Source organism: Nocardiopsis sp. JB363, from assembly GCF_900143625.1.
GTDB lineage: Bacteria > Actinomycetota > Actinomycetes > Streptosporangiales > Streptosporangiaceae > Nocardiopsis.
On record NZ_FRFF01000097.1, the window covers coordinates 38,484 to 55,642 of the forward strand.

The 17,159-nt window shown below is 65.7% G+C and carries 9 protein-coding genes; 6 read left to right on the plus strand and 3 right to left on the minus strand.

Annotation, left to right across the window (positions count from 1 at the left end; translation table 11 throughout):
• Window positions 1-105: 105 nt before the first annotated feature.
• Window positions 106-234 carry a hypothetical protein gene (locus tag BQ8420_RS33035; protein ID WP_255404872.1) on the minus strand — a complete coding sequence of 43 codons (129 nt, stop codon included), beginning with the start codon at window positions 232-234 and terminating at the stop codon, window positions 106-108.
• A 444-nt stretch (window positions 235-678) separates the two neighbouring features.
• On the opposite strand from BQ8420_RS33035, the gene BQ8420_RS14150 reads away from it, so the two are divergent.
• From BQ8420_RS14150 to BQ8420_RS14175, 6 genes are all read left to right on the plus strand, one after another.
• On the plus strand, window positions 679-2,769 hold the full coding sequence (locus BQ8420_RS14150) for a hypothetical protein (RefSeq protein WP_143847262.1): 2,091 nt from the start codon (window positions 679-681) through the stop codon (window positions 2,767-2,769).
• A gap of 114 nt (window positions 2,770-2,883) precedes the next feature.
• Complete coding sequence (locus tag BQ8420_RS14155; protein WP_087099220.1) at window positions 2,884-6,924, plus strand: type IV secretory system conjugative DNA transfer family protein; 4,041 nt, start codon at window positions 2,884-2,886, stop codon at window positions 6,922-6,924.
• Window positions 6,925-7,115: 191 nt separating this feature from the next.
• Window positions 7,116-12,683, plus strand: coding sequence for a hypothetical protein (locus BQ8420_RS14160; protein WP_087099222.1), 5,568 nt, complete (start codon window positions 7,116-7,118; stop codon window positions 12,681-12,683).
• A gap of 1 nt (window position 12,684) precedes the next feature.
• On the plus strand, window positions 12,685-14,460 hold the full coding sequence (locus tag BQ8420_RS14165; RefSeq protein WP_087099224.1) for a hypothetical protein: 1,776 nt from the start codon (window positions 12,685-12,687) through the stop codon (window positions 14,458-14,460).
• Window positions 14,461-14,499: 39 nt separating this feature from the next.
• Complete coding sequence (locus tag BQ8420_RS14170) at window positions 14,500-14,850, plus strand: hypothetical protein (protein WP_087099226.1); 351 nt, start codon at window positions 14,500-14,502, stop codon at window positions 14,848-14,850.
• A gap of 84 nt (window positions 14,851-14,934) precedes the next feature.
• A complete protein-coding gene (locus BQ8420_RS14175; protein WP_200815935.1) occupies window positions 14,935-15,300 on the plus strand; it encodes an HU family DNA-binding protein in 366 nt (121 codons plus the stop codon).
• A gap of 90 nt (window positions 15,301-15,390) precedes the next feature.
• On the opposite strand, the gene BQ8420_RS14180 is transcribed toward BQ8420_RS14175, so the two are convergent.
• Together BQ8420_RS14180 and BQ8420_RS14185 are read right to left on the minus strand one after the other, a co-directional pair.
• Entirely contained in the window at window positions 15,391-16,416 is a 1,026-nt protein-coding gene (locus tag BQ8420_RS14180) for an IS30 family transposase (protein WP_369825506.1), read from the minus strand.
• Window positions 16,417-16,867: 451 nt separating this feature from the next.
• Window positions 16,868-17,101, minus strand: a complete 234-nt coding sequence (locus BQ8420_RS14185) for a hypothetical protein (protein WP_087099228.1) — start codon at window positions 17,099-17,101, stop codon at window positions 16,868-16,870.
• Between the last annotated feature and the right edge of the window lie 58 nt (window positions 17,102-17,159).

Consider the following 17,159-nt stretch of genomic DNA (forward strand, 5'->3'; position numbering starts at 1 on the left):
GCAGGTCGCTCCCATGTGTGAGGTCTACTCCTCCCCGGTGGTCCTGTGAGCGTGGGGCAGGCCTGCCCAGCGGGCAAACAGATCTTCCAGGGCCTGTTCAGCCTCCTACTCGGACACCGGCCGATCGACGCCCACCAGCTGGCGGACCCGCCCGTCCTCTGTCTCACGAGCGACTCGGCTGTAGAGAGCCTCGATCTCCCTCTGGGCCGGCCTGTGGGCGTCAAATGCACTCATGTTTTTACCTTCCTTGTCGGCACTCATGGTTGTGGAGCGTTCGGTGAGGACGGCTCTCCAAGGGGGACCCCTGAGAGCGGTGCTTCGTGACACCTCGCAAGCGTCACCTGAGTCACTCGCGATCGATGGTGAAGCAGTCGCATGCGCCGCGGACGCGCCACAGGAAGGCGTGCTGTTCGGCGGTGCAGGGATCCTCGCGGCAGACAGCCAGGGCGATGGCCTCGTCGGCTGACTCTCGCGCAGATGCAAGTTGTGGGCGGGGCCGACCAGGGCGTGACTGTGACCGGACCGTCGGGGCTGCGGCTCGGGGCCACGCACAGCAGAACATCACTCATCCAATGGAACCATATAATGGTTCTTTTATTGTTTATTCACTGACACGAACGATAGGATCGTTAATGAACCAGTCAAACTGTGTTTCGTCCAGTGAGGGGATCGACATCCATGGCCATTCCAGGCATGACGGCGGCCAGACGCAAGAAAGAGCGCAAGAAGAAGCCGGACGAACTGCTGTCCTCGGTCGTACACGAGACCGCGACGGCGGGGGTCGTGGACCTGCTCAAGAAGAACGAGAAGTTCGCTTTCCCCTCCGGCACCGCTTGGGTGATGCTCGGCCTGTCCTCTGAGGCCGTCGGCGGGCTCAATCGCCGTCAGAGTCGGGACGAGGCCAAGGGCTCGATCATCAAACTCATCGAGAATGACGCGATCGAGACCGTCGCCACCGCAGAGATGCTCGCTGAAGAGGTCTTCGGCATCATTCCAAGCGTCTCCACGCTCCAGCGGATGGACGAGTACTCGCTGCTCACAGAAGCTGAGTACTCCTGGGCCGTGGTCTGGGAGACCGGTGGGGGGGACCTGCACGTCGAGTTCGTCGGTGATGCGACCTTCCCCCAGACGCAACAGGTCGCCGCTGACACCCTCAGCCTCGAGCAGGCGGTGGGACGGCAGGCCTGGGCCGACCATTCGGGGCTGTCGGGCGCCAACCCCACCGATCCCGCAGCCTCTGATCCGACGCAGGCGACGGACGTCGTGGACACGCCCGCGGACGAGGACGGCGACGAGATCTTCGCTTCGCCGAACGAGGACGCCTCCCCCACTGACGACGATGATGATGCGCCGGTCGTCGACGCCCTGACCGCCGACGAGGAGCCCGACTTAGAGGACCCCGAACCGGAGCCGATCGGCGAGCCCGCACCGGCCTCCGAAGCCCCCGTGGCGACGGAGAACCCCAGGGACGAGGGCTTCGGCATCGACGAGATCGACGAAGACGACACCGCCGTGGACGAGCCGATGCCCGTCGAGGCAGCTGAGGAGGTCTACGCCGACGACCAGGAGACCGTCCGCAACGGCCTGGCTCGGCGCTTCCTGCCCGAGGACCTGGATCTGGGCATCCGACTCGACGAGTTCAACCGCACGTTCTCGATCGGGGCCCCGGCCGTCCAGCTCGAGGTGCCCGAGGGCGCGAGCGAGTGGCTGGGCGACCAGGTCGCCCAGCTCAGCCGGCAGGCCAACGCCGACCTGGCCGGTCTGCGCTACCAGCACGAGGACGAGCTGCGGGCCCTCTACGTCAACCTCATGTCCACGCACATCGAGCAGGTCATCCGTGTGCTGGCCACCGATCGCGAGGACAGCCGCTACAAGCAGCTCATGGACAGCATCGAGGCCAAGCATGCCGAGAGGGTCTCGGAGAAGGACGAGAAGGTCCGCAAGGCCAAGGCCCGGATCGTCGCCGACTACGAGGAGCACGTGAAGGTGCTCGCGGAGAAGGCCGCGAAAGATGCCGAGGCCCACTACCGGGAACGCAACAAGGCCCGGGTCGAAAGGCACCAGGCCGATGCGGTCGTCGAGATCGATCGGGAGATGAGCAACGCTCACGCCCACGATCTGCAGGAGATCCTGCGGATCCGGCGCAACGACGCCAGCCTCAAGCTCCAGGTCGGCCAGACGCAGATCTTCAAGGTGCTCGCCGAACGGCAGAACGAGAACCTCACTGCCGAGCAGGATCGCCTGGACCGCTGGAAGGACGAGGTCGGCCGGATCGTCGCCGATCACCGGGGCGATGACATCGCCCGGACCGAGGCCCTGGCCGAGCAGCTGGCGCGCACCGACGAGCTGGCTGCGGCCCGGTCCGAGCATGCCGCCGCGCTCGAGGCCCAGCGGTCCGAGCACGCCGACCGGATTCGCCGGTCCGAGGACGAGCTCGACCTCGCCCGCCAGGAGGCGATCACGAGGATCAAGGAGCGCGACGCCGAGTGGGACAAGGACTTGTCGGTGGAGCGGGCCAAGACCGAGACGTTGACCAAGCAGGTCCAGGACCTGCGCGAGGAGAACGCGGTGATCGAGACCCGCGCCAAGGAGTTCGCCGACCGTCGTCTGCAGGCGGTCATGGCCGATCGGGACGCCGCCGACAAGAATCTCGAGCGCTTCGCGGTGCTTCAGCGGCACGCGAGCTGGCTCATCCTGAGCATCATCGTCGGCGTTGTGATCCTCGGCCTGGGGGTCGGATTCATCGCAGGGACGCTCATGACCAACTGAGGGCAGGGGCGACGAAGCGCATGGAACGGAAGCCACGGCGGTGCTCCGGGTGGACCGGGCACCGCCGTCGGCATCAGAAGGGCATCCGAGAACGCAGGACAGGATTCGCACGCCATGGGACTGAAATCACTGCGAGCCAAGCGGCCCACCGCCTCCACCTGGGACAAGATCAGGGCCAGGCGGCCGGACGAGACGCTGAGCAACAGGGACGTACACGGTGACCAGCAGCTCGACCGGTCGACGCTGGGCACCCGGCGCTCGCGCACCCCGGGATTCATCGGGGCGGCCATCACCGGCGCCGCCGTCTTCGCGCTGGCCTGGCTGGTCTACTCGATCCTGGCCACCCTGTTCATCGGAGTCTTCGGTGCCCTGGGCGGGGTCAGCATAGGCGCTCCGGCCGAGCAGCCCTACCACGTCAAGACCCAGGTTAGTGAGGGTGGAACGTCGGTGACGTGCTACAAGCAGATCACCGAGACCGGGTCGCCGGACCCCGGCGGGAAGTGCTACGGCAGCGCCGAAGAGGTACCGAAGCCGGACTGGTACCAGGAGGAGTCCGAGACGAAGGGCACCGATGAGCCCGCGACGACGACCGTGGGGGCCCAGCTGGCGACCGTGACCGGCTTCAAGCTGTTCATGACGGTGGGCACGGGATTGGCCGTGGCCTTGGTCATCTCGACCCTGGTGACCCGACGGGTCAGCGCCGAGAACCTCATGCACGACACCGACGACATCAACCAGCACCAGAACGACCAGCACATCGCGCTGCCCGAAGAGATCATGGAGAAGTTCGACTACTTCCCCGATGCCGGTGCGCATTCGGCCGTGCAGGTCTCGTCAGTCATCAGCCACACCATGCTCAAGAAGAAGGGCCTGGGTACCGTTGATCTCGTCGAGCGGGCCGAGGACGACATCGTCGACGAGGATGGCGAGATCCTCTACTACGCCGGCGACCCCCTTGAGGACACCGACGGCAACGTCAAGACCCGGACCGTCCCGCTCATCGATGAGGACTTCGGCAAGGCTCTGTTCGAGGCTTCCGGCGTCCCCGACGTCAAGGGCGGCGATGGCAAGGCGTTGCGGAAGCGCTTCGACACCACCGTCATCCCGTACAACCCGGACGGCAAGGCGCAGGGGAAGCTCGGGAAATACGAGACCGTGGCCGACCTCATCATGGACGACTGGACGTTCCCCGGCTACGAGGTCCAGCGCCCGGCCGGTACCTACATCGTCGACACCGCTCCGGTGAACACCATGGTCCTGGCGATCACCCGAGGCGGCAAGGGTCAGACGATCATCGAGCCGACCCTGGACATGTGGAGCCGGGAGAAGCGGCCGTCGAACATGATCATCAACGACCCCAAGGGCGAGCTGCTGGTCAAGAACTACGTGCCCTTCGTCATGCGCGGGTTCGAGCCGGTTCAGTTCAACCTCATCAACCCGGTGAAGACGAACATCTACAACCCGCTGGGCATGGCCGCCGACGCCGCCCGCGAGGGCGACTCGACCAAGTGCGCTCAATACGTGGAGAACATTGCCGACGTCTTCTTCCCCGTCTCCGGCGGGGAGGACCCGGTGTGGCCCAAGGCCGCCGGCAACTCATCCAAACGCGTGGCCTACGGCCTCATCGACTTCTACATGGAGGAGGAGCGAGAGCTGCGCGAGTTCACCATGGCCACCGACATGCCCCCGGAGGCCCTCGAGCAGCGCCTCGACGAGATGTGGGGCAAGGTCACGCTCTACAACTGCTACCAGATGTTCGTCCAGCTGACCTCGAAGAAGATGAAGAACCCGGAGGTCGAGCTCGAGAAGCGGGTGAAGAAGGGCGAGTTCGACAACGACGAGGAGGGCCTGCAAGCTGAACAGCGCCGGGTCGAGGCGCAGTCGCCGCTGTGGGAGGGCAAGCCCGAGCAGGACATGCTCACACTGTATTTCAACGCCACCGCGGCCCTCCCGACCAACACGGTGCGCACCCTCATCGGCAACGCCGACAACGCGCTGCGCGCGATGGCCGGAGCCGAGAAAATGATCGCGAGCGTCTACGGCATCGCCCTGACCGCGATGTCGTTCTTCTCCGACCCGACGATCTCGCGCCTGACCTCGGGCCGACCGTCACAAACGACCGACTTCGGCAGCCTGTCGTTCCCGCGACGGATGGGCGTGCGGTTCTCGCAGAACTATCTCAAGCGTGACAATCTCATGCGCGAGATGCTGGCGAAATGGTCGGCCTATTCCGACCCGATGTTCTCCGCGTCGCTGGGCAAGGACTTCGACCATCAGGACGTCGTCACGCCTGAGGGTTGGGCCCGGTACTACTTCGAGGGGAAGTTCCCCACTGACGAGGCCTGGGTCAAGCTCGAGCTCGTCGACGCCCAGAAGCAGATGCTGGTGCGCACCTTCTACTTCTACTTCAAGAAGAGCTACCAGCTCTCGCTCAACGGCCGGCATTTCGTCAAGGAGCAGGTCACCGGCGAGAAGATTGTCAAGGACGGCGTCATCCGCGAGCTGCGCCCGGTGCGCGAGGGCGGCAAGGCCGACGGGACGATCTTGTCGTTCGAGTCGTCGAACACGACGTATCCGCAGGACAAGCTCAATCTGGCTGACTCGGTCGTACCCGAGCGGGTCCAGGGCAGGGCGCGGGCGATCCAGCAAACGATGGTGCGGTACTCGGAGAAGACCAAGGCGGTGTTCCTGGTGACGCCGCCGCACCTGACCAAGTACGCCCAGATCGTGCTCATCCTCATCAAGCAGCTCGTCGACCTCAATTTCGACAAGAGCTACATGACCAAGAGCAACCAGAAGCCGCTGTACAAGACCCGATTCATGCTCGACGAGCTCGGCAACCTGTCCAGCGATGGCGAGGGCATTCAGAGCTTCCAGACGATGCTGTCCATCGGCCTCGGCCAAGAACAGCAGTTCACGCTCATCCTTCAGACCTTGCAGCAGCTTCGCGACGTCTACGGGGACTCCGTGGACAAGATCGTTCAGGGCAACACCTCGAACATCATCTTCCTCAAGTCGACCGACGACTCGATGCTCGAGACGCTGGAGAAGATGAGCGGCAAGACCCACCGGGTCTACCGCGACTCCAAGCAGATCACGCAGGACATGAACAAGGTCATCGGTGGCAAGACGCAGGGGGCCGTGTCGTACACGATGAGCACACAGGAGGAGCCGCTCATCAAGTTCAACGACATGTACTTCATCCCCGAGCGCAACAGCATCGTCTTTCGCGCCGGCGACGCGCCGGTGTGGAATCGCAACGAGACGATCCTGCCGATGAGCTGGCGGCTGTTCAAGAACACGATCCGCCACGCCGGTCACGACGAGTACACACTGCAGACGATCCCGACCCTGTCGACGGCCGTCGACTTCGACGTCAAGCTCAATCAGCCGGACTTCAAGAAGCTACTCGACAAGCGGATCACCCAGGCGATGTGGGCCGGTGAGGCCAAGCAGCAGTACCAGGACGCCTATGGCTACGAGGACATCGAGATCGCCCGGCTCGACCCTGACCTCTACGCCGACGAAGTCATGGAGATCATCCGCGGCCTGGCGGCCAAGGACCAGGGTCTGGACCCCGACGCGGCGGTGATGATGGACCCGGACGACTACGAAGCCTCGATCATGTTCGACGACGACCAGTTCATCGAGAACGTCGAGTTGGCCGCCGAGGTCCACGACCTCGAGGCCGATGAGTCCAGGCGCGAGGAGCGCATCTACGCCGAGGGGCTGGTGAGCAAGGAGATGCTCGTCCATCGCAACGGCGTGGCCAAGCTCAAGACGCTCGATGTGCCGCTGGCCGAGGCCTACAAGCACGTGATGCTCGAGATGCAGCACGACGATGAGCACTTCTCGATCGGTGGCGACGGTGAGCTGCGCAGTACCGACGGGTCGGTCGCCTACATCTCGCCGATGCGCTCGGCGACGTACTCCGAGGCGGCCCAGCGGATCAACGGTCACCTCGACGACGAGGGCTCCAGGGCCTTCGCTGAGCAGGAGCTGACCGAGGAAGACCTGCGCAGCCTGGCGACGGTGAAGATCCACTCAGCTTTCTACCAGTACCTCGCTTCGCTGGAGTCGTGGGAAGTGCTTGCCGACGGGGCGTTTGACCGGGCCATGGCCGTCGAGATGCGCCAGGAGTCCCATCCGGCGTAGCGCGGTGTCGCTGAGGGGGCGTCCCCGAGCCGGACGCGGCCGGGGACGTTCAGTCGTCTCTGGGACTTACGGGAATCGACGACCAATGATGACTGATATACCTACCAAAATAAGTCATCAATGACTGTCAATGATCAGTCGAATAGACTATACATGATCATGCAACCCGTAGCCCCAGAGGAGGCAGAGACATGAAGTCCGCGCATGGCCTGCGGAGATATTTCTACGAATTCGTCTTCTACCGGGCCATCGACCACGCCCGCGGGCAGACGTCGGAGATCGTGCCGATCTCCCAGGCCAGAGCCATCCGGTCCCGGGTCGACGGGATCCTCGCCGGGCTCCCGGGGATCCTCGAGGCCGAGGGCCTGCCAGCGACGGCCCAGCGCCTGGCCCATCCCAAGCTGGGCATTCGGGACTGTCTGAGCGCCATCGATCAGGCACTGGGCGAGTCGGTGCGCGGCTACGAGCCCCAGTTCGGCAACCACTCCGCTGCCGACGAGCGCTACCGAGCGCTGCAGCGGGACTTCAGTCGGGCCACCGGCATCGGCGGCGAAACGAACCCGAAGTCGGCGCGGCTGCCGATCAGTCCCTATGACCCCGAGTGGGCCGAGCGGGCGACGATCAAGCGTGGGGGCACCGCGCTGTCCTACCTGCCCGACGAGGCCGTGACGAAGATGACCGGCGGCGAGGTCAACCGGGTCGCGGCCCCGCAGCACGGCAATGCGATGCTGTGGCGCATCGACGACGGCAAGATCGTCGAGGCCGGTCGGGCGATGACCTACGACGACGCCTCGGGGCTGACCGCCCTCATGGACAAGATGAGCGAGGCCGAGTACAACCAGGTCCGCGGCTGGGTCCTCGACGGCGGACGGGATCCGCACACCGGGCGCATCGACCGCAACCGCTTCATGTCCCAGGCCGCCGTGGCCCGCTCCGTGGCCGTGCTCGACGAGCTCAAGGCCCAGGGCACCGCCTACGAGGTCGTCCGCGACATCAACCCTGGCCAGATCAAGGCCGTCCTGGCGGACACGGGCCTGGAGATCCGCCTCACCGAGTCCCGAGAGTCGGAGGACTTCGCCGGGGCCCGCATCTACGACAACGGTCTGGTCTCGCGCTACAGTACCAACCACTGGATCAACGGCGGCGTGGCTCTGCACTCGGCGAGCCCTGACGAGGCCGTCGCCCTACTGCGCTTCGCCCAGGGGCAGCCCGTCTGGCGCAAAGACGTCCCAGGAGCAACTGCCGGGGTGCTGGGCGCCACGCACACGGAGTCGAGCCGCTCGGGCCCCATCGAGGTCCCCGATGCCTATTACACCGACAAGGTGTCGATGTTCGTCGTCGACGACTACACGCGCGGCTCGGGCTCGAAGGTCCTGCTGCGGCGGGAGAACACCTCGCGGACACTGCCGACCTACTTCGTCGACACCGAGGCGGCCGAGGCCTACGGCCGGGCGGCTGTGGAGTCGGCGCGGGTGAACCTGCAGTCGGCCCTCGACGTCGAGGGCATCATCGGCTCGTTCCACGCCCACCACTCGCAAGGCCTCAACCTCGTCGAGTTCGAACCCCCGGAGTACTCAGCCGACGCCGAGGTCGCCGCGATCCAGCGCTCCTACTGGGACGTGCTCACCGGCGAACAGACCTCGCTGCTGCGACCGGGTGCGACCGAGGAGATGTACGCCGAGAGGCTCGAGGCCATTGGCGAGTCCGCCGAAGCTGGCCTGGGCAACCTCGTCTACGGCGGCTCGCCCGAGGAGATCATCCGCGACCACGCGGCCGACGTGCCCTTCGAACTCATCGGCACCTGGGAGGCCGAGACCCACCAGATCGACGGTGAGTGGGGCGACCAACGCTTCGACCCGAGCCGGGTGGCCAAGTACATGACCAGCTCGGTCGGCCAGTGGTCGAACCTCGACAACCTCGCCGCGGCGCTGCGCCGGGCCGAGGTCGATCCGGCGGAGATGATGGGCACCGGCTTCCAGACCACGCGGTTCAAAGACCGGCTGGTCCGTTTCAACGCCGAGACGGCTGTGCCGATCGGAACCCACCCGTCGGAGTTCATCCAGCGCGTCGGCATGACCGTCCACGACTCGCTGGCCCGCTCGGGCACCGCGCCCGGCCCGATCCTCATCGACGACAAGGGCGTGATCTCCTACACCGCCGAGAAGCAGCGTCGCGGCGGGTCGCGGGTACCGGTGTCCGGCCAGATCGGGCAGGTCTTCGACGTCGGCGACCACGGCGAGATCGTCACGCGGTTCGCCTCCGGCGAGAACGCGCTCATCGTGCCTGGCTACCAGGCGCGAATTCGAGCCCAGACGCCCGGGCAGCGGCCGACCTCAGTCGAGGAGCGTACGGTGCTGCGCGGCTACGAACAGCTCGTCCACGAGCGCATCGCCCACCAGATCGTCGGCGACCTTGTGGCCACTCGCAGCGAGGTCGGCGAGCCGGCGAGTCTCAACAGTGTCTACTCGCAGCTCTACGGCACCAAGTACCCAACCAACTTCATCGAGCGGGCCACCGAGCTGAGCATCGATCCCGCCACTGGTGAGGTCAGCGCCCGCGTGGACCCGTGGATCGAGACGATCCTTTCGACCGAGACGAAGCGGATCCGCTACAGCAACGAGGTCAAGGCCGGCTCGACCATCTACGCCGAGTACCGGGCCGGGCGGGACCGCACCGACCCGGCCGACGACAACCACTTCGACGCCTGGGCGCTCACCGGCGGCCGGAACATGACGGTGCTCACTGGCACCGGCGCTAACCGCGTCTCTGCGCCGGAGGGCTACTTCGACCCCGTGATGACCGGCGGGGCGACCAACCAGGGCATCGTCCGCTACCTCACGACCGACGCCGAGGTCTCCCCCAACGGCTCGATCGTGCCCGGCGACCCAGAAACCCTCACCGGTGCCCGCGCCCCACTCATGACCCGGTCCGAGCTGGAAACTCTGAGCTACGACCCCTTCGACCGCCAGCAGATGACGGTCTCGACGATCATGCAGTCGTCAAAGGTGACCGGGCCTGTGGGCACGGCGATGATGACCTTCGGCGGCTGGACGGCCGACGACCCGATCGTCGTGTCCAAGGAGTTCGCCGCGGCCCACCAGATCCGCGGTGCCGAAGGGCAGCTGCGCGACCTCGTCGTCGGCGACAAGCTCTCCGACCTGCACGGCAACAAGGGCGTGGTCTCGCTCATCGTCGATCGGTCGATGAGTATCGAGGACGCCGAGGCACAGGGCATCGCCGAGGAGGTCGCATGGTTCCGCGAGAACCCACAGATGGACGTGGTGATGAGCCCGTTTTCGCTGATCTCGCGCCGCAACGCAGGATCGGCCCGAGAGCTCATGACCGGCGAGGTCGAGACGCTGATAGCTCCAGCGATGCGCGGGAAAGAGCTCAGCGAGTTCCCGAGCGCTGCGGCCGAGGCTGGTGTCGGCCAGATGCGCTTCGTGGTCACCCACATGGCCGTCGACGAAAAGACGAAGATTTACGACGATGAGGCTATCCAGGCCGGACGCGGCCGTAAGGCCTCGAGTCAGCTCGCATGGGCGCTGGGGTCGAAGGACTGCCCGGCGATCATGCGGGAGTTCTACGGGCACAACACCGGCCCTGAGTCGAACGTGCGCGAGTACCTGCAGGTAGCGGGCCTCGACATGGACGCCGACGGAGCGCTGCGGGTGGTCGGCCAGGCCGAGCCCGGCGAGGAATCGCCGGCGCGCCGGTTCATTCCGATGCCCGAGCTCGTCCGCACGAAACCAGGCAGATCGACCCGGACGCCAGGGCTGAACACCATTGCGATGCGCAAGTCCTTCGGCGACCTTATCGGCGACCGTGGGGGCGATCTCGAGCTGCCCTTCGCCCTGACCTTCCCCACCGATGAGCAGACCGAACAGGTCTCGGCGACCAGCTGGAAGCTGCCCGTGCTCTCCTCGCACCTGCGCAGCGGCCAGGAGTTCGACGACGGGACCTCGGTGATGCACGACTACACCCGGTCCTACCAAGAGGTCTTCGTCGAGTCCTGCCGGTACCGGTTCATGCAGGAGAAGCTCACGAACGAGCGACTCACCGCAGACAAGCGCTCAAAGCTGCTGGCGGATATGTCGACGGCCGTCCAGCGGGCCCAGCGCTCCTTCGAGGCGATCACCGCCGACGTAACCTCGCGGGTACTTACCGGCAAGAACAACGTCTTCAAGACCGGGCTGATGGCTTCGCGGCTGTCGAACTCGGCGACAATGGTGTGGACAGCCGACCCCCGGCTGGACATCGACCAGGTGGCACTGTCTCCGGATAAAGCGGCTCGGCTCGACCTTGAAGAGGGCGACCACGCCCTGGTCTGGCGCGACCCTGTCCTACGCGACTCGGGCGTGCGCTACATGCGTGTGGCCCTCGACGAGCGGCTCACCGGCGCGGCGATCAACCCGGTGATGGACAAGTGCTTCGACGGCGACTTCGACGGCGACGCCGTGGCGCTGGTCAAGCTCCACTCGCAGGCTGCCAAGGACGAGGCGATGACCAAGTTCTCGGTGCCGGCGAACCTGCTCGACACCGGAGTGGTGAGCGAGCGCGGGACCCACCCTTTTGCAATGCAGGTCTCCTTGGACACTCAGGTGGCAATCTCCAAGGACCCGTTCCTTCAGAATGGCCTAGCCCAGCTCAGCGGCGAGGCGAACCTTAACGCTGTCGAGCCGAACTACGACGATCCTGACATGAACGAAAGCGTGGCTCGACGCAACCACGACAGCAACGTGGACCTGACCCGTCGGCTCAGCGACTTCTACCGGTACGCCCAGCGTCATGAGTTCGGCTCTGCGTTGCGGTTCGGCAGCTTGAAGACGCACCTACAGAGCCTCCACGAAGTGTGCGTCGAGACCGGCGCGAAAGGCAACGAGCGCAAGCTCGCCGACTACGCCCGCAACCTCGGCGACGAGCAGGGAGTGCCGGGCATCACGCAGGCCGACCAGGAGGCATCGATGTTCGCCACGGCGATCAAGGCCCACGGCACCGGTCTGGGCGGCTCCTACAGCCAGCGGGCGGTGCGCGCGCTGCGGGGGGAGGACCTCAAGGCCGTCCTCGAGGTCACCTACCCAGTGACGCAGTCGATCCTCCAGGCCAAGCACGATGCGACCGAGGCCCGGCACAAGTACGAGATGCTCCAGGGCCCAGGACGCGACCTGTGGCGGGGCCGAAAGCTCGAGCACGTCGGCGTTGGGCAGTGGAAGCCCGCGTTCATCGAGGGCAAGCCGGTGCAGGCGAGCACCGCAGAGTGGGCCGAACAGTTCCAGGCCTTCTACGAAGCCCCCGACGGCTTCAATGTGCGGGTCAACCCCGAGTACGTCCAGCGAGTGGCCCAGGCCCTCACCGCCCCGGACACGGGCCTGGTGCGCAACCTTGAGGAAGACAAGTCGCTGGTCGGCACCGTCATGGACCGCATGGCCTACGGCGGTGACTTCGAGACCCTCGTGTCCGCAGCCGCGGCCCGGGAGAACGTCTACGACGGACCGGGCAACGAGCAGTTCGCCCCGGCTCCCACAGCCCGAACGCGGGCCCGGTCGGCCGAGGCCGAGACGGGTGTCGAAGCGCCGACGGTGGAGACGGCCGTGCTCAAGCGCGACGTGCTCGCCGACAGCATCGATCAGGCGCGCACGCGCCAGGCGAATCGACGCTCGGCCCAAGCTGTGGTGGTCGGCGTCCGGCCGGAGTACACGCCCTCGATCGACATCGAGCAGCCCGTGGCGGGCGGGCGTGACGAAGGAATGGGGTTCTGACATGAGCGGGCGCAAGCGCCTGGCAGACGTGGAGACGGTACCGGTGGGCCGTACGCCCATGGCCGTCGACGCACAGGGGCGGATCGACGCCGATGAGTGGACGGCCGAGAGAGCCGAAGCACAACCGCCCCCGGAGGTCGGGGCGGTCTACTCCCCGTGGCCGGGACCGGCCGACGAGGAGCCGATCGATGCCGAGTTCACCGAGGAGCGGCCGACGACCGGGCAGAGGGCCCGCCGTGTGTGGGAGGAGAGCAGAAAGAAGGCGCGAGAGTTCTTCAGCGAGAGCGTGCAGGCCACGATCGTTGATCACGAGGAGCAGCGGGCCAGGGACGAGGAGCGGGCGGCGACCGAAGACCCGGAGGCGAGCGAGCGCGAACGGCTGCTCAAGCTGCGCAGCGAGGCGAGGATGGCCGGCGAGGAGTACCTCGATTCGCTCCGGCGGGCGCAGATTTTCGTGCCCGGTTTCACCGAGCAGAAGGCGACCAAGCGGCTCGACGCCATGCACCAGGTCTACGTGCAGATGATGGTGCAGAGCTGCCTGCGTCCGCTCTCGCGCGGGGTCAACACCAACTCGGTCATCCAGACCGTGGGGATGATGGCGTCGATGGCGCTGCTGTCGGAGGACTTCCGCGACCAGACTCGCCCGCACGTGGACCGGCTCAGGGAGAAGATCCAGGACCGCATCGACACCAAGACCCGCTCGAGGGTCGGCGCGGCCGAGAAGGGCATCGAGCGCCGCAGGGACTTCTTCAGCGGGGTCGTCGACAAGAAGAAGAGGGCACGGCTGGTCGGCTCGACCGACGCGCGCGCCCAGCTGTCGAGGAAGTGGCGCAAGCGCTACGACGACCTGCTCTATCGTGAGCGCGGCCAGCGGCAGCTCTACACCCCGGAGTCGGCAGCGCTGACGGAGCTGGGCCTGATGGAGAACGCCTTCGTCCAGATGCGGGAACCGGAGACGGAATCGCAGGAGATCTACGAGTCCTACAAGGAGCTGCGCTCGCACCTGTGGGCCCAGTTCGAGGACGACGGCCTCGAACGCCAGGACGTCGTCGACCGGATCAAGAAGATGGTCGGGGCGCGGATGGAGCACGAGCCGGAGCTGTGGACGATGCTCAAGGGCACTGCCCATGCACGAATCACCAAGGACTACCGCACCGACGGGGCCACCGGGGCCCGGGATGAGCAGTGGCGCGGGAACTGGGCGAACCACATCGGCGTCAGGATGCCACGCGAGGCGACCTTCTCCCTGCGCCCGCCGATGACGCGCGATGAGCACAGCTCGGCGGTCACCGAGACGATGCGGATCTCGTTCGCCGACGCGGTGAGCAAGGACATGAAGGACGGCAGGGCCGACGGCGAACGCTTCCGGGAGATGACCATCGGGTACATGGTCGGCTTTGCCGGACGCAGGCAGGGCATGGACCTGCGCGGGGTCCCCGCCGGCGTACGCATGGCCGTCGAGCAATCCGAGGTGATGATGGCGACGATGACCGTCGACGGCGTCGAACCCGAGGCCCAGCGGGCGGCGTACTCGATGGCCTACGCCAACGCTATGGATGAGGTCGCCGAGCAGTGCCCGGAGGTCAAAGACCTCATGCACGAGCAGTTCGGCCCCGACTGGAAGGTGGTGCTCAAGGACGCCGCGGACAACCCGCGGGACTTCATCATCGCGATGAAGGCGAAGCCACGACCGTACTACGCCGGAGCAGACGGGGGCCCGGCGTATGAGTCGGCCCGGGACTACGACGCCGCCCATGAGGATCCCCAACCGGTCTGAGGGGTCGGGGGATGAAGCGCGAGAGGAGAGGTAGGAGAGATGTCGGAAGAGGCGATGCAGCAGCACAACGAGCCGCGGGGCTCGAAGTTCGCCGAGATGTTCGGTTACGTCAAGCCCGACGACCGGGCGCGGTGGTCCCAGCAGCGCCAGGCGATGCAGCGGCGACAGGGGGTGATGAAGACGGGTTTGAAGCAGTCGCTGAGTTCGATGATGGAGTTCGGGCAGATGAACGTGCAGGCCCGGCTCCAGGCCGCTCATCGAATCAAGGAGCAGGAGGCCTTCGATAACAGGAAGGACCGCGTGATCACGGGAGATGACGGCGAGGTGCGGGTCGAGTCGGTGTCGTACCGGGACAAGCAGTCCAGCGATTTGGGACCGGAGATGGAATGACCATTCATCGATGATAAACAGGATATCTTGGGTCCTGCGCATCGTCATTCGAGTCGGACAGACTGGCCTTCAAGGAAGGATGCGATGTCGAGGAGCAGTGAGCAGGCCATGGAAACAGGAACGGGCCGGCGCATCAACAAGCGCGAATTCATCTCACGCGCGGCGAAGAGGTCGGGGCTGTCGATCAAGACGATGAGCCAGGCCCACCAGGCGCTCATGGGTGAACTCATCGACTCCGTGGCCGGAGGCGACGTGGTCGTACTCAATGGCTTCGGGCGGTTCTACAGGCAGGACCACAAGGGGCACAAGGTCCGCTTCGGCAAGGAGAACGTCGGCGACTACTCGGTGCTGAAGTTCTCCGCCTCGCGCAGCGTCAACCGCAGCCTCGACGCCTGCCACGGCGTGCTCGACGGAATCACCGAGACCCAGCGCGAGTTCGCCGTAGTGTGAGAACTACGGAGGGCCACTCAGCCGGCAGAGAGAAAAAGCAGGAGCCCCGAGGAATGGCGGATTCAAGGGGTCCTCGCAACACCTCGTTGATTAAACGAGTGTAGTCAGACGCTCGGCTGGGGTTTTCCAGCCGAGCGTCTTGCGTGGGCGACCGTTGAGTTTGTGCGCTACGTGCTCCAGATCCAACCGGCCGTGAACCGACAGATCCGTGCCCTTAGGAAAGTACTGACGCAGCAGCCCGTTAGTGTTCTCGTTGGACCCACGCTGCCAGGGAGAAGCCGGATCGCAGAAGAACACCGGCACCCCCGTGGCCACGCTGAACGCCTTGTGGCCGGCCATCTCACTGCCCTGGTCCCAGGTCAACGATCCCCGTAGGTGCTCGGGCAGCGACCCGACCAGTTCGCTCAGCACACCTCCGACCGCCTCAGCGGTGTGCTCACCGGGCAGGTGCCCGAGCATCACGTACCGGGTGGAGCGCTCGACCAGGGTGATGATCGCGGACTTGTTGTACGCACCCGTGATCAAATCCCCCTCCCAATGGCCCGGGACAGCACGATCGGCCACCTCGGCGGGACGCTCGCTGATCATCACCATCTCATCGACGAACCGGTGCTGGCGTTGCTCGGGTGAGCGGTGGGGTTTGCGTCGGACCCTGCCGGTGCGCAGCGCCGCGGCGACCTCACGCTTGAGCCCGCCACGCGCCTGGACATACAGAGCCTGGTAAATCGTCTCGTGGCTCACACGCATGTCCTCATCCTCGGGGTGGTCCTCAACGAGCCGGTTGCTGATCTGCTCCGGTGACCATTGTTCCCGCAAACCGGTGGCGACGTAGCCGCGCAAGCGTCCAGGAGCAGCCAGTTTGGCCGGTTTGGGGCGAGCTCTGCGGGCGACCACCCGGCGCTGAGCCGCATAGGCACCATAGGAGCCGTCCGTGTTGCGGTGGTGGTCGATCTCACGCTTGATCGTGGAGGGCGGGCGCCCCAGTTCGCGGCCGATCGCTCGCAGGCTCCACCCCGCCCGCTCCAGGTCCGCGATCTTCTCGCGGTCAGCCAGGGACAAAAAACGCGGATCGACCTGCTTTTCGAGCGTGGCCACGGTAGGTGCGGGACTGTCCATGGACTCTATGGTGGTCTGCCTAGTGGAGTAGTTCACCCGCCGCCCATCGGGATAGAACCTGGAGTTACGGGACTTGCGGACCCCGTGGTCCCAGTCTCGGGCGGTGCGCTCGTTGATCCCTGCTCGTCGTGCGGCCTCGCGGCGGGGCACGGCGTCCTTGCGTAGGCGTTCGTACTCGCCTCGAGCCGGGTGCGGTCGTTGCTGACGCTGGGAGCGCAGCCCGGCCTTGCGTGCCCACCCGAACGCGGTGTTGCGGTTGATACCGAGTGATCGGGCGATCTCGGTGACGTTCCCGGTCTTGGCCATCTGTTCCAGGAACTGTGCTCGCAGACGGGCCAGTTCCTGCTTGGTGAACGACACGGTGGTCGCAACCTCCCCAAAGTCAGGGTGTTGCGACCACCGCTAGAACCCAAGAATCGTTCCTCGGGGCTCCTGCTTTTTCTGGGCGGGTTCAGTGGTCCGTGATGGCCATGACGGCGATGAGGACGATGACGAGCATCGCGGTGCCGACTCCGACACTGGCCAGGATGCCGCTGGCGCTCAAGCCGTCGATGAGGTCCAGGAGTCGGCTCCAGAGGTCGGCGGCGAGGCGGGAGAAGAAGCCGGTGACCCAGGCGATCACACCTGCGACAGAGACGCCAGCCAGTACACAGAGGCCGACGATGAAGCGGAATTTGCGGAGCATCAGAACCTCACCCTCAGGTCCTCTTCGAGGATCGCGATAATGCCGAGGTTGGACAAGA